Raw genomic sequence first — 13590 nt, forward strand, 5'->3', positions numbered from 1 at the left:
ATGAAACGTTTGCGACACCATAATACCGCCTCCCCCTACCCCCGAAAATCAATGCTCCGCAGCACGATCCCCGGCGGCGTGCCTTCGAACTCCGTCGCCTGATATTTGCGTCCGGTGCAGGCTTCGATGCGCTCGCGCAGGCGCGTGAACTGCTCTTCGCGCTCGCTTGGCCTGGCGCGCGGGCCGCGCTCGAGGTCGTCCATGGCGGAGGTCGAGATCGCGCAGGCGATCTCTTTGCTGCCGTCCTGCATCGAGAACTGGACGATGCCGCGGTCCTGGTCGTGGGCGATGAAGCGGCTGCTGGTGAGCGTCATGGGGTTCTCCTTTTGCGGCCGCGCGTCGTGCCGGGCTTGTGCGCGATGGCGCACGGGGACGGCGGTCAGCGTTGTCGAAGCGGGCTGTGGCACAAGGGTGCACAACAATGCACTTCGGTGGTTATGGGTCCTGGCTTTCGCCAGGACGACGCTTGTGTTTGCGAGCAGTGCGCGATCGCGCCACGAGTTGGCCCGCGTCAGCCGTCGCCGTTGAGCCTTGCGAAATCGTCGAACAGCGCGGCCACCAGCGCGCGGTGGCGGGTGTCCTCGGCGGGCAGGCTGGCGGCATAGAGGTTGAGCAGATGGCGGGCCTTCACGGCGGCCTCCGGCCAGGACGCGGCCGGCACCGACATCATGCGGTTTTCGAGATCGGCCTCGCGCTCGCGCAGCTCCCTAACCTGGGCCTCGACGTCGGCCAGCGCGCGGCGCAGATCGGTTGCCTTCTGGGCGGCCATGCCGCGGTGGCTGTCGAGGTCGACCGGGATGTCAGTCATTTGCCGCACTCGCATCGATACGTTGGGCATCCGCCAGGTCGACCGAGCCGATCGACAGCATCTCCGTCGCACCGCGCACGCCTTCGGAGGGCACCGTGATCATGGTGGCGACGCGGCGATAGGACGCGAACGACAGGCCCTCGATCATCTCCTCGTCGGTGACGACCTCATAGGCGCCGGCCGGCAATTCGCGTTCGAGGCCGCGGATGTGGAATGGATGCTTGAAGGTGATGGTTTCTCGCCGCGAACGGATGGTCATGCGCGCCTGCCTTTCGCAAAGAAGGGGCCCCAACCGACGCCAGCTGGTCGCGACCATGCGCTCCTTGCGCGGCAATAGCCAGCTTTATGTCAGCGCGGGCCGGGACTTAAGGCGCGAGCGCGGTGCTCGCGCGCGGCGTTTTAGTCCTCGCCATCGGCAGGGCGCGGGCGTACGCTCGACCACGTCAGCGCAGCTCACGCAATTGCCGCGCGTCGATGTTGCGCTGCATCTTTCGCGCCTCGTGTGCGCAGCGGCGATCTTCAATGGCTCGGGCGGGTGCATCGCGTAGCCCTGCCAGCGACCATTGCAGCGCCGATCTCGCACGCGGACGAACTCGAAACCCAGGAGGAGACGACGTCATGGCCAAGGGACAGCAACGCAGCAACCGCGAGACCAAGAAGCCGAAGAAAGACAAGATCAAGACCAGCGCCGCGGCGCCCAGCCGCAAGGATGCGGCGTGGCAGCCGGAGATCGGCCAGAAGAAGAAGTAGCGGCGGGGCCTCTTTCACAACGGCGGGGCTCTCGCATAGGACGCCTCAGCGGCGCCTGAGCGAGCGCCTCGTCCTTCGAGACGACCGCTTCGCGCTCTCCTCAGGATGAGGCTTGGCTGCACCTATCTGCGTTGAAAGCCGCCGCATACTCATCCCTCATCCTGAGGGCCCGCCGCAGGCGGGCGTCTCGAAGGATGGCCGCAGTCGAGCTTCCAGCCATACATCTCCCTCTCCCCGCCGTTTTCCGCTATACTCGCCCGGGTAGCATCAGCGGGAGGGGTATCCTGTGGAGCACGAGCGCAACGCCGAGCATACATCCGAGCCGAAGAACCTCGTCATCTGCTGTGACGGCACCGGCAACGAGATCTCCGAAAACATCTCCAACGTCCTGAAGCTCTATCGCTGCCTGCGCAAGACCGACAAGACGCGGCCGCGGCAGATGGTGTTCTACGATCCCGGCGTCGGCACGGTGACGGAGCCATCGACGTGGCACCGCTGGAAAGCCAACGTCAACCTGGTGCTGGGGCTCGCCACCGGCTACGGGCTCGATGACAACACGCTGTCGGCCTATTGCTTCCTGGTCCAGCATTACGCGCCGGGCGACAGGATCTATCTGTTCGGTTTTTCGCGCGGCGCCTATACGGTCCGCGTGCTGGCGGGGCTGATCCACAAGATCGGCCTGATCTCGCCGGAGCAGGCCAACCTCGCGGGCAGTGGCCTCGTCGCCTACAAGCAATATTCCGGCACCGGACGCGGCAACGATGTCAGCGACCTCATCGATGAGGGTTTTGACGACAGCGGGCCGCTGCCAAAAAACAAGTTCGATCTCGCCGCCCAGTTCGCGCGCATTACTTCGTCGCGCTGGCCGACCATCCACTTCATCGGCGTCTGGGACACGGTGGCGAGCGTGATCGTGCCGCGCGCCGACCGGGGCTATTTGCCGAGCTTCGAGGAGCTCGCCTTCACGCTGCGCAATCCCAGCGTCAACATCTTCCGCCAGGCGATCGCGATCGACGAGCAGCGCTGCATGTTCCGCCTCAAGCAGTATGAGGAGCCGCAGGAGTACTGGCGCAACCGCTTCGTGCCCGATCACAAGAAGGAGCCGCAGGACATCCTGCAGGTGTGGTTCGCCGGCGTGCATTGCGACGTCGGCGGCGGCTATCCGGAAGCCGAGAGCGGCGAGTCCAAATATCCGCTGCTCTGGATGATCGAGGAGGCGATCAAGGCCGGGCTGAACTTCAACCCGCGCACGGTGAACCAGCTCGCCTGGGGCATCCAGCGCAAGAACTCGCCCTTCCAATACGTGCCGCCTGAATACACCGGCAAGACGGGCGAGCTGCACAATTCGATGACGGCGGTGTGGCGCGTGCTGGAGTATTTGCCGAAGCGTGCGATCTACAAGGAATGGCCGGAGCGCAAGGTGTTTATGGGGCTCTACATCCCCGATTGCGAACCGCGCCTGATCCCCGAAGGCGCGCATGTGCACGAGAGCGTGGTGAAGCGGATGGCGGTGGAGCCGGACTATCGGCCGGTGAATCTGCCGAAGGATTATGTGACGGTGCCGATGCCGGTGCCGCCGCACATGGGCATGGCGGCGGAGGCGGGGGAGATCGTGGTGGGGTGAGGGCCTTCCCTTCTCCCCCTGTGGGAGAAGGTGGCATAGGCGGCCTTCGGCCGCCGTTCTTGAAAACGCCGATGCTTCGCATCGGCTATGGCGCCGGATGAGGGGTTGTCGCCGCGAACGCGAAAGCTTCGTATTCCGTGCGAGACCCCTCACCCGTCTCAATCGCGCTTCGCGCGATTGATCCACCCTCTCCCACAAGGGGAGAGGGGAAAGCCGCCCCACCCCGCTACCGCCGCTTTCTCCATTCGCCGATACTTTTCATTAAAATTCTCAACCCCGCCTTAGCCGGATCGAATCATCTCCTGGGCATCATCTCCCAGACCACCCGCGCCATCCGCGGAAATTGGAGGAGAGTGCCAATGCATCCGCGACGACATGCCCGCGTCAAACCTGCGGGCCTGGTGTCCCGCCAGGCCAAGATCATCACCGACCCGCGCGCGCCGGTGATCCCCTGCACGCTGATCGACTATTCGCCGGGAGGGGCCTGCGTCGATCTCGGCGGGCAGGTGAAGATTCCCGATCGCTTCGAGCTGCTGCATGTGAACACCAAGAAACGCTGCCGCGTGGCGTGGAAGCGCGGCACGAAGGTGGGCGTGGTGTTTTAGAGGAAGCGAGACGTCAGCTTGATCACCCTCTCCCCTTGTGGGAGAGGGTGGCTCGCCGCAGAGCGGCGAGACGGGTGAGGGGTCTCTCTCCGCGGGTACATCTCTCACAGTCGGATCTGCGGAGAGAGACCCCTCATCCGGCGCTTCGCGCCACCTTCTCCCACAAGGGGAGAAGGAAGAAACCTACTTCCGCATCCGCGCCTTCGCGCCCGCGACGATCTGCATCGCGACGCCGGCGATCCAGCCGAACAGAGCGAACCAGCTCCACGCGATATGCGGTTCGAGGCGGAGCACGATGATGGCGACGGAGGCGAGCGCGGTGAGCGTGGCGCAGAGCGTGCCGGCGGCGCTCAACAGTTCCGCGGCGTCGATGTCGCCATGGGCCTCGTCGAACGGCAGCTGCGGCGTGTCGATGCCGAGATAGAAGCCGACGAAGCCCAGCACCATCATCAGCAGCAGGAAGCCCTCGGTGGTGAGCGCGGGTATGGCGGATCCCACATAAGCGCCGACGAACAGCCCGCACGCCGCGCCCGCCATCGCAAGCCCCACGCGCTCGATGACGTGGGCAGCCTTTCGAATACGAAACCGCATGGCGGGCCTCCGTGAGGCGTTGAACGCACGCGAGGTTAGGCCAGATTTGGCGGAGGTGGAAGCTGAGAGGCGTTACGGATGCGTGAGGCGGAGCGTTGCTCCCTCTCCCCGTTCTTACGGGGAGAGGGTTGGGGTGAGGGGCCTCTCTCCGCATGTGAGATCATCGCCGCACCTGTACCCCCTCACCCGCATCCCATCGTCGATGGGATGCGACCTCTCCCCGCAAGCGGGGCGAGGTAAAGAACTCACCGCGCCCCGAACGTCGTCTTGCCGAACAGCGCCTTCTGGGTCGAGGGCTGCGAGCGCCAATATTGCGGCGGGGCTTCGACCTCGCCGCCGACGTCCGCTGCGGCGTGCCAGGCCCAGCGCGGGTCATAGAGCAAGCCGCGGGCGAGCGCGACCATGTCGGCCTTGCCGGATGCGACGATGTCTTCGGCCTGCTTCGGCTCCGTGATCAGGCCGACGGCGATGGTGGGCAAACCCGTCTCGCGCTTGATGGCCTCGGCAAACTGCACCTGGTAGCCGGGGCCGAGCGCGATCTTCTGCAATGGCGAGACGCCGCCCGAGGAGGCATCGATCCAGTCGACGCCGCGCGCCTTCAGCGCCTTGGCGAATTCAATCGTCTGCGCCAGATCCCAGCCGCCCTCGACCCAGTCGGTCGACGACACCCGCATGCCGACCGGCTTGTCGTGCGGGAACACCGCGCGGACCGCGTCGTACACTTCCAGCGGGAAGCGCATGCGGTTCTCGAGCGAGCCGCCATATTCGTCGGTGCGCCTGTTCGAGATCGGCGACAGGAACTGATGCAGCAGATAGCCGTGCGCGCCGTGCAGCTCGATGGCGTCGATGCCGATGCGATCGGCGCGTTTCGCCGCATCGACGAAGGCGTCGCGGATGCGCTTGAGGCCGGCGGCGTCGAGCGCCAGCGGCGCGGCTTCGCCCTCCTTGTGCGGCAGCGCGGACGGCGCCACGGTCTGCCAGCCGCCCTGGTCCTGCGGGATCAGCTGGCCGCCGTCCCAGGGCCGCGCGCTCGAGGCCTTCCGGCCCGCATGCGCGAGCTGCATCGCGACTGCTGTGGAGGAATGTTTCCGCACCGAGGTGAGGATCTGCTTCAGCGCGGCCTCGGCGGCATCGCTGTAGAGCCCGAGGCAACCCGGCGTGATGCGGCCGATCGCCTCGACATGGGTCGCCTCGATGCAGAACATCGCCGCGCCCGACAGGCTGAGATTGTTGATGTGGGTGAAGTGCCAGTCGGTGGGAACGCCGTCCTCGGCCGAATATTGGCACATCGGCGACACCACGATGCGGTTCTTCAAGGTCAGGCCGCGCAGCTTGATCGGGGAAAACAGGGCGCTCATGCGGGGGAGTTCCGGGATGGGAGGGATGGAAGCGATTGCATGAAGTTTAGTGGGCGGATGGCGGATTGCCACCTGCGCGGCGGGAATGGCCGCCCCAAGGGCCATGCATTGCGGTCGCGACGCCCCTACTCCACCAGCGCGAACTGCAGCAGCAGCGTGCGCTGGAGCATCGAGAAATTGTCGTCCGACACCAGCGTCAGCACGGTCTCGCCGTCGGTGCCGACATGGGCGTCGATGCCTTCCATGTTGTCGATCTCGTGGCCGAGATCGGCCTTGAACAGCACGGGGCCGTCGACCACCGCACCGGGCGCGATCGATCTCAGGGGGATGGCGCGGATGCGGATGTCGACGCCGGTGAACCAGGAAAATTTGCGTTCGAGGATCAGGAGATCGCCCGAGGGCAGCAGCACGGCGTCGCTGATGAGCTGCTGGTCGGTGCGGCGAACGCTGAACTGGCCCGGCGTCGGACCGCCGATCAAGAAGCCGATCAGATTGCCGTCGGCATCGAAGCCGCCTTCCGACAGCGCGATCAAGGTGCCCGCGAGCGGCTGCCCCTTTGATATGTCCTTGGGGACGAACACCAGCGCCTCGAGCCCTTTGTTATAAGGCAGTTTTCGCACTGCCGGCGGCGTCGGCAGCACCTCGCCGCGGGCGCGCGTGCCGCCCTTCGCAAAATCGAACCGCATGATGTGGTTGACGCGCTCGAGCCCGACATAGACGAGGTCGCCGTCTCGCGCGAGCGCCTCGGTGTCGTACCACAGCCGCTTCTCCGTGATCGGCCGCCCCTCCGCATTGAGCACCGGCGCGGCCTCGACATCGTCGAGACCGGTCATGCTCCGCCCGGAATAGCGGATGCGACCGGTGAACCAGGTGCCCTGGTCGGAGATCGCGAGGAAGCGTTCGCCTTTGCTGTCGAGAAAGCGGAAGCCGGACAGGCCGCCAAAGCCGCGATGCGGCGAGGTCAGCACCAGGCCGCCGCGATAATCCAGCGAACCGAACCGCGTGCGCGCGCGGTCGCGCGGCTCGAAATTGGGGATCGGCCGCGCGTTGACCTCGATGCCGACGGGCGCGGCGACGGCGTGCTCGACGAGCGCCGGCTTCGGCGCGGGCTGTGCCTGCGCCAGGCGAGACAGTGCGAGAGTGGAAAATCCCGCCGCCGCGTGGCCGATAAAGCTGCGGCGGGATCGATGGTTGCTCACGAATGCAGTTTGCGTCGCGGGCGACCGGCCGGTTGCGTGGGCGCGGTGTTGGTCTCGCTGAACAGTTCGGCGAGTTTTTCAGTGATGGCGCCGCCGAGCTCTTCGGCGTCCACGATCGTCACCGCGCGGCGATAATAGCGCGTCACGTCATGGCCGATGCCGATCGCGATCAGCTCGACCGGCGAGCGGGTCTCGATCTCCTCGATGATGTGGCGCAGGTGCCGCTCGAGGTAGTTGCCGGGATTGACCGACAGCGTGGAATCGTCGACCGGCGCGCCGTCCGAGATCATCATCAGGATCTTGCGCTGCTCGAGCCGGCCGAGCAGGCGCTTGTGCGCCCAGTCGAGCGCCTCGCCGTCGATGTTCTCCTTCAGCAACCCCTCGCGCATCATCAGGCCGAGATTCTTCCGCGCACGGCGCCACGGGGCGTCGGCGGATTTGTAGATGATGTGGCGGAGATCGTTGAGGCGGCCGGGACTGGCCGGCTTGCCGGCGGCAAGCCACGCCTCGCGCGATTGCCCGCCCTTCCAGGCGCGCGTGGTGAAGCCGAGAATCTCGACCTTGACGCCGCAGCGCTCCAGCGTGCGGGCGAGGATGTCGGCGCAGGTCGCCGCGACCGTGATCGGGCGCCCGCGCATCGAGCCGGAATTGTCGAGCAGCAGCGTCACCACGGTGTCGCGGAACGTCGCCTCCTTCTCGTGCATGAAGGACAGCGGGTGATAGGGATCGGTCACCACGCGCGACAGCCGCGCGGGGTCCAGAATGCCCTCTTCGAGATCGAACTCCCAGGCGCGGTTCTGCTGCGCCATCAAGCGCCTCTGGAGGCGGTTGGCGAGACGGGCGACGATGCCCTGCAGATGCGCGAGCTGCTTGTCGAGATAGGCGCGCAGCCGCTCCAGCTCGTCATGGTCGCAGAGGTCCTCGGCGGCGATGACCTCGTCGAACTTCGGCGCGAACGCGTGATATTCCGGCCCGCGCGGCTCGTTCTTGCCGTGCGAATTCGGCCGCGTCGCCTCGCCCGGCGTCTCGTCGTCGCCGAGCTCGCCGTCATCGAAGGTGTCGGAGGTCGAAGCCTGCGCGCTTTCCATCGCGCTCTCGCTCATCTCCTCGCTCGATGCCTGGGCCTGGTCGGCGCTCATCTCCTGCGCGGCGTCGGAATCGGGCGAGCCCTCGGCACCGGACTGATCGTTGTCGCCGTCCTGGTTCTCGTCGTTCTCGTCATTGTCTTCGCTGTCGGCGCTGCGCTCGTCGCCGATTTCGAGCGCCGTGAGCAGATCATGCACGGCATCGCCGAACCTGGTCTGGTCCTCGACCACGGTATCGAGCCGGTCGAGCCGCCTGCCGATCTTGTCTTCGAGGATGGGACGCCAGAGATCGACCATCTTCTTCGCGGCCGTCGGCGGCGCCATGCCGGTCAGGCGCTCGCGCACCAGCATCGCCAGCGCGTCGGCGAGCGGCGCGTCGGCGCGATCGGTGATCTCGTCGAACTTGCCGCGATGGAAATGGTCGTCGAGCATTGCGGTGAGGTTTTTCGCAACGCCCGCCATGCGCCGCGCGCCGATCGCCTCGACACGGGCCTGCTCCACCGCCTCGAACACGCCGCGCGCCTGCGGATTGCCCGGCATCAGCTTGCGATGCACTTTTGGATCGTGACAGGCGAGCTTGAGCGCGATGGAGTCGGCATGGCCGCGCACGATCGCGGCATCCCGCCTGGTCATTTTTCGCGCGGGCTCGGGAAGCCGCGCCTTGCCCGGCGCGAGCCCGGGACGCTCGGCGGCGAAGCTGACGTCGAGCTCGGGGGCCTTGGCGATCGCCTTCAGGCAGGAGGCCACCGAGCGCTTGAACGGCTCGGTCGGAGCTTCCTTGGTGTTGCGGAACTTGGAGTTGGAGGTGGTGCTCATCTCGCCCTTACCCGTCGTCCCGGCGAAGGCCGGGACCCATAACCACCGGCGATCATTGCGTCAGGAAAATCAGCAGCGTCGCTTCACTCGAGACATCTCGCGGTATGGGTTCCGGCCCCGTGCGCAATTGCGCACTCGGCCGGGACGACACACCGAGAGAGATCAGCTGAGCGCCACGTTCACCGCCGATTCCGGCAGCTCCGCGTTGAAGCAGCGCTGGTAGAACTCAGCGACGAGGGGACGTTCGAGTTCGTCGCATTTGTTGAGGAAGGTGACCCGGAACGCAAATCCGATGTCGCTGAAGATGTCGGCGTTCTCCGCCCAGGTGATCACCGTTCGCGGGCTCATCACCGTCGACAGGTCGCCATTGGCGAAGGCGTTGCGGGTGAGATCGGCGAGGCGAACCATCTTGTTGACGATGTCGCGGCCCTCCGTGGTGCGATAGTGCTTGGCCTTGGCCAGCACGATCTCCACTTCCTCGTCATGGCTGAGGTAGTTCAGCGTGGTGACGATCGACCAGCGGTCCATCTGGCCCTGGTTGATCTGCTGGGTGCCGTGATAGAGGCCCGAGGTGTCACCGAGGCCGACGGTGTTTGCGGTCGAGAACATGCGGAATGCCGGGTGCGGCTTGATCACCTTGTTCTGGTCGAGCAGCGTCAGCCGGCCGGAGACTTCCAGCACGCGCTGGATCACGAACATCACGTCCGGGCGGCCGGCGTCGTATTCGTCGAACACCAGCGCGATGTTGTGCTGGAGCGCCCAGGGCAGGATGCCGTCGCGGAATTCGGTGACCTGCTTGCCGTCGCGGACCACGATCGAGTCCTTGCCGACGAGGTCGATACGGCTGATGTGGCTGTCGAGGTTGACGCGCACGCAGGGCCAGTTCAGCCGTGCGGCGACCTGCTCGATATGGGTGGATTTGCCGGTGCCGTGATAGCCCGTGACCATGACGCGGCGGTTGTGGGCGAAGCCGGCGAGAATGGCGAGTGTGGTGGCGCGATCGAAGCGGTAATCGGAATCGACTTCGGGCACGTGAGGATCGACTTCGGAATAGGCTGGGACTTCGAGATCGCTGTCGATCCCGAACACCTGGCGCACCGACACCTTCATGTCGGGCAAACCGGAAACTTCCTCAACTTTGGACATCGCGGCGGTCGTCATCAATCCTCCGAGGTCCCGGGCGATCCCGAGACCAGTTATTGCACGTTGGCTGCGGCTGGGTGCGATCGCGAACCTATCAGAGACAACGTGCGGGCAGAAGCCCGCCCCCCAATCAAAGTTCCGTTGTCTTTTCATTTAGATAGGCAAGGAACGCGATTTTTGGAAGGCTGCCCTGCGAATCACGCCTGAATTTCGTGCGGGGGCGCGGTCCTGCCCACGCGGGTGGCACTTTTACCGCCGCTCGTTACTTATGTAGGGTCCGAACCCTGAGGCCAATCCCCCTAGGCCCAATCCCACCACAGAGACGATGTGACGTCCTTTCTCGATCCCCTCATTTCATTCGTCTCGGCCCATGCGTGGCTGGCCTATCTGACCCTGTTCCTGGCGGCCCTGCTGGAGGCGGTTCCGGTGGTGGGGTCGGTCATCCCCGGCTCGACCATCATCCTGGCGCTAAGCGCCCTGGTCCCGGGCGGCGAGCTTAGGCTGCAATGGGTGTTGCTGGCGGCGGCGCTCGGCGCAGTGCTCGGCGACGGTTCGGCCTACTGGATCGGCCACCGGCAGCAACGGGAGATCCTCAACACCTGGCCGCTGACCAAATATCCGCGCGTGGTCGAGCAGAGCGAGACTTTCTTCCACCGCTTCGGCACCTGGGCGGTGTTCTTCGCCCGCTTCGTGCCGCCGATCCGTGCCTTCGTCCCGGTCACCGCGGGCGCGCTAGGCATGACCCCGGCCCGCTTCTACGCCATCAACGTCCCGGCGATCCTGGTCTGGGCGCCGGCGCATGTACTGCCGGGTGTTTTGGCGGTCTCAGTGCTGCACGAATATGCCGGGCTGCACCACCATGGACACGTCGGCAAGCACATCTGGATCCTGACCGTGATCGGCGTCGCGATCGTTCTGGGCCTGGCGGTCTGGATCTATCGCCGCCGGAATGGCGGCGGTGTGGCGGTGGCGAAGCCGCGCGGATAGACCTCTCCCTGCGTCGTCCTGGCGAAAGCCAGGACCGATTGCCACAAGGGGCGGTTTGGCGAAGAATCGTCGTTCGGTACTCCCGGCGCCCCCATCGATAGATTCCGCGGTATGGGTCCTGGCTTTCGCCAGGACGACGGCGGAGAATGCGGCCCGCGCGGAATTTCTAATCCGCAACCCCCGCCCTCCGCCCCGGCGCAGGCCCGACATACCTTGCCCGCGGCCTGATCAGCTTGCCGTGCTGTAGCTGCTCGCTGGCATGTGCGATCCAGCCGACGCTGCGGGCCATCGCAAACAAAGCGAGCTCGCTTCCGGCCGGCAGGCGCAGCGCGTGCACGAGCACCGCGAGCGCGTAGTCGATATTGACGAGTTCGCCGGTCGCCTCCGCGATCCGCTCCGGCACCTCCTTGGTGAATTTGCGCGGTGCGCCGGCGCGGCCCAGGGCATTCAGCAGCGACTGCGCGCGCCGATCGCCCCGCTTGTAGACGCCGTGACCGAAGCCGGCAAAGCGTTCGCCGAGCGCGACGCGTTCGCGGACCATTGGCTCGACGTCACGATCCACCAGCGCCTTGACGAGCTGCGAGGCGAGCACGCCGGCGCCGCCGTGCTTCGGCCCCTTCAGGGCGGCGAGGCCGGCGATGACGGAGTCATAAAGATTGAGGCCGGTCGAGGCTGCGCAGCGCGCGGTGAAGGTGGACGCGTTCAATTCATGCTCGGCGAGCAGAACCAGCGCGCGGCGGATGAGATCGGCCGCGTGCTTGTTGTCGGGCGCCCAGGCCCTCGCGATCTGCTGGTGCAGCGGCTCGGCGGACGGCTCCGTATTGAGCATGGTCGCGACCAGGAGCCGGACGATGCGCGCACCGACCATCGCGCGTCCATCATGCGCGCGGGTGAAGGCGCGCGGATCTGCGCTCGACGCGAGCGCCAGCACGGCAATGGCGCGATCGATCGGCGCGGCGCGACGCGCGGCCTGCGCGATCAGGCGCATCTCATCGGACATCGCAGGCTGATTATCCGGCGCGAACGGGTCGACGCCGGAGACGTCCCACAGAAGCGTCGCCGTGTGCTCCAGCGTGTCGTTTTCGGCGAGATCGACGCAATTGACGCCGCGATAGATCGCGCCGTCCTCCGTGATGGTGGAGATCTCGGTGTCCATGACCGGCAGATCGGCATCGAAACTGCGCAGGCCGCGCGGCTCCGGCGACGGCACCCGGCGCTCCTTCAGCGCCCGGACGTCCTCGGCGCGATAGCGGTTCTTGCGCGAGTCCGGCGTCGGCTCCGAGCGGACCAGGCCGCGGCTGACATAGGCGTAGAGCGTGGCCGGCGAGATCGCGAGCTCGGCGGCGGCTTCCCGGGCGGAGAGGTAGAGACCTTCCGAATTTTTCATATTGATTTATGTAATCAAGATTGATCAATCTGTCGAGAGGCCTGACCTTTGCCTGGTGCAAAGGAGATTTGGGCCATGAACATCCACCTCACCAAAAGCCAGATCGGGCTGGACGGCGTTCCCGCGGCCGAAACCGTGCTGAGCCATGTCGACGGCGAGCGCGGCGAGTTGATCATCGCTGGCGAGCATGTCGGCCGACTGGCGAGCCAGTCGAGCTTTGAGGGCGTCACCGCCCGGCTCTGGAACGGCGCCAGCACGACCACGCTGAACGAAGCCAATGTGCGCGCGAGCCTGGGCGCGGCACGCGAGCGCGCCTTCGCGCGGCTGGATGAGTTGCTGCCGGCGACACGCGGCATGGGCGTCGTCGACGGGTTTCGCGCGGCGGTCGCGGGACTTCGCGCCGAGCACGGCCTCGCCCATGAGGCGACCATCGTCGGCGCATTCCCGGTGATTGCGGGCGCGCTCGTCCGCCGCGCCAGGGGTCTCGATCCCGTGGCGCCCGATCCCAACGTGAGCCAGGCCGCCGATACGCTTCGCATGCTGCACGGGCGCGCGCCTGAACCACGCGAGGTCACGGCGCTGGACGCCTATCTCGTCACCGCCAGCGACCACGGCATGAACGCCTCGACCTTCACCGCGCGCGTGGTGGCCTCGACGCAGGCTGACCTGTTTGCCGCCGTCACCGCCGGTTACTGCGCGCTGACGGGTCCGTTGCATGGCGGCGCGCCTGAGCCGGTGCTGGAAATGCTCGACGCGATCGGCTCGCGCGAGCGCATCCAGCCTTGGGTGGACGCGGCACTCGCCCGCGGCGAGCGGATGATGGGTTTTGGTCACCGCGTCTATCGCGTGCGCGACCCCCGCGCCGACGTGCTCAAGACCGCGATCGAGGCGCTGGCCTCAGACGGCGCCGACCTGCCGTTTGCCGGCGAGGTCGAGGCCTATATCCGCGCAGCCTTGCGCAAGAAGAATCCGGAGCGGCCGCTGGAGACCAATGTGGAGTTCTTCACCGCGATCCTGCTCGATGCGCTGGCGATCCCGAGGCAAGCCTTCACGCCGATCTTCGCGGTGGCGCGCGCAGCCGGGTGGACGGCGCATGCGCGCGAGCAACAGCGGACCGGGCGGCTGATCCGGCCGAGCTCTTCGTATGTGGGGGCGATGCCGGAGGCGTGATGAAAGCGTAACCTGGATGGAGCGGCGTTCTTTCCCTCTCCCCTTGTGGGAGAGGGTGGCTCGCCGC

At 66.2% G+C, this 13590-nt stretch carries 14 protein-coding genes; 5 read left to right on the forward strand and 9 right to left on the reverse strand.

Annotation, left to right across the window (positions count from 1 at the left end; translation table 11 throughout):
- Positions 1 to 35 precede the first annotated feature (35 nt).
- The 3 genes from ACVIN2_RS18550 to ACVIN2_RS18560 form a co-directional block, all read right to left on the reverse strand.
- Positions 36 to 314 carry a DUF1488 family protein gene (locus ACVIN2_RS18550; protein WP_007604598.1) on the reverse strand — a complete coding sequence of 93 codons (279 nt, stop codon included), beginning with the start codon at positions 312 to 314 and terminating at the stop codon, positions 36 to 38.
- A gap of 197 nt (positions 315 to 511) precedes the next feature.
- A complete protein-coding gene (locus ACVIN2_RS18555; protein WP_456766645.1) occupies positions 512 to 808 on the reverse strand; it encodes a hypothetical protein in 297 nt (98 codons plus the stop codon).
- On the reverse strand, positions 801 to 1067 hold the full coding sequence (locus ACVIN2_RS18560) for a hypothetical protein (protein WP_085351640.1): 267 nt from the start codon (positions 1065 to 1067) through the stop codon (positions 801 to 803). The genes ACVIN2_RS18555 and ACVIN2_RS18560 overlap by 8 nt, the downstream gene beginning before the upstream one ends.
- 359 nt (positions 1068 to 1426) lie before the next feature.
- On the opposite strand from ACVIN2_RS18560, the gene ACVIN2_RS18565 reads away from it, so the two are divergent.
- From ACVIN2_RS18565 to ACVIN2_RS18575, 3 genes are all read left to right on the forward strand, one after another.
- On the forward strand, positions 1427 to 1558 hold the full coding sequence (locus ACVIN2_RS18565) for a hypothetical protein (protein ID WP_007599247.1): 132 nt from the start codon (positions 1427 to 1429) through the stop codon (positions 1556 to 1558).
- Positions 1559 to 1844: 286 nt separating this feature from the next.
- Positions 1845 to 3182, forward strand: a complete 1338-nt coding sequence (locus ACVIN2_RS18570) for a DUF2235 domain-containing protein (RefSeq protein ID WP_456766646.1) — start codon at positions 1845 to 1847, stop codon at positions 3180 to 3182.
- Positions 3183 to 3541: 359 nt separating this feature from the next.
- Entirely contained in the window at positions 3542 to 3787 is a 246-nt protein-coding gene (locus tag ACVIN2_RS18575) for a PilZ domain-containing protein (RefSeq protein WP_007599245.1), read from the forward strand.
- A 183-nt stretch (positions 3788 to 3970) separates the two neighbouring features.
- Here ACVIN2_RS18575 and ACVIN2_RS18580 read toward each other — a convergent pair whose 3' ends face one another.
- The 5 genes from ACVIN2_RS18580 to cobS form a co-directional block, all read right to left on the reverse strand.
- Positions 3971 to 4378 carry a hypothetical protein gene (locus ACVIN2_RS18580; RefSeq protein WP_456766647.1) on the reverse strand — a complete coding sequence of 136 codons (408 nt, stop codon included), beginning with the start codon at positions 4376 to 4378 and terminating at the stop codon, positions 3971 to 3973.
- A 245-nt stretch (positions 4379 to 4623) separates the two neighbouring features.
- Positions 4624 to 5736 carry an NADH:flavin oxidoreductase/NADH oxidase gene (locus ACVIN2_RS18585; protein ID WP_456766648.1) on the reverse strand — a complete coding sequence of 371 codons (1113 nt, stop codon included), beginning with the start codon at positions 5734 to 5736 and terminating at the stop codon, positions 4624 to 4626.
- Between the two features lie 125 nt (positions 5737 to 5861).
- Positions 5862 to 6935, reverse strand: a complete 1074-nt coding sequence (locus tag ACVIN2_RS18590) for an esterase-like activity of phytase family protein (RefSeq protein ID WP_456766649.1) — start codon at positions 6933 to 6935, stop codon at positions 5862 to 5864.
- Entirely contained in the window at positions 6932 to 8836 is a 1905-nt protein-coding gene (gene cobT, locus ACVIN2_RS18595; protein ID WP_456766650.1) for a cobaltochelatase subunit CobT, read from the reverse strand. Before cobT ends, ACVIN2_RS18590 begins: the two co-directional genes overlap by 4 nt.
- Before the next feature lie 162 nt (positions 8837 to 8998).
- Positions 8999 to 9997, reverse strand: a complete 999-nt coding sequence (gene cobS, locus ACVIN2_RS18600) for a cobaltochelatase subunit CobS (RefSeq protein WP_456766651.1) — start codon at positions 9995 to 9997, stop codon at positions 8999 to 9001.
- Between the two features lie 309 nt (positions 9998 to 10306).
- Here cobS and ACVIN2_RS18605 point away from each other — a divergent pair, with 309 nt between their 5' ends.
- Positions 10307 to 10966 (forward strand): DedA family protein, encoded by a 660-nt coding sequence (locus ACVIN2_RS18605; protein ID WP_456766652.1) that lies wholly within the window; start codon positions 10307 to 10309, stop codon positions 10964 to 10966.
- Positions 10967 to 11132: 166 nt separating this feature from the next.
- Here the strand turns inward: ACVIN2_RS18605 and ACVIN2_RS18610 are convergent, their stop codons facing one another.
- Complete coding sequence (locus ACVIN2_RS18610) at positions 11133 to 12353, reverse strand: citrate/2-methylcitrate synthase (protein WP_456766653.1); 1221 nt, start codon at positions 12351 to 12353, stop codon at positions 11133 to 11135.
- 75 nt (positions 12354 to 12428) lie between these two features.
- Between ACVIN2_RS18610 and ACVIN2_RS18615 the strand changes: the two genes are divergently transcribed.
- Complete coding sequence (locus ACVIN2_RS18615; protein WP_456766654.1) at positions 12429 to 13523, forward strand: citrate synthase/methylcitrate synthase; 1095 nt, start codon at positions 12429 to 12431, stop codon at positions 13521 to 13523.
- The last annotated feature ends 67 nt before the right edge of the window (positions 13524 to 13590 follow it).

The organism is Bradyrhizobium sp. USDA 3650, from assembly GCF_054057395.1.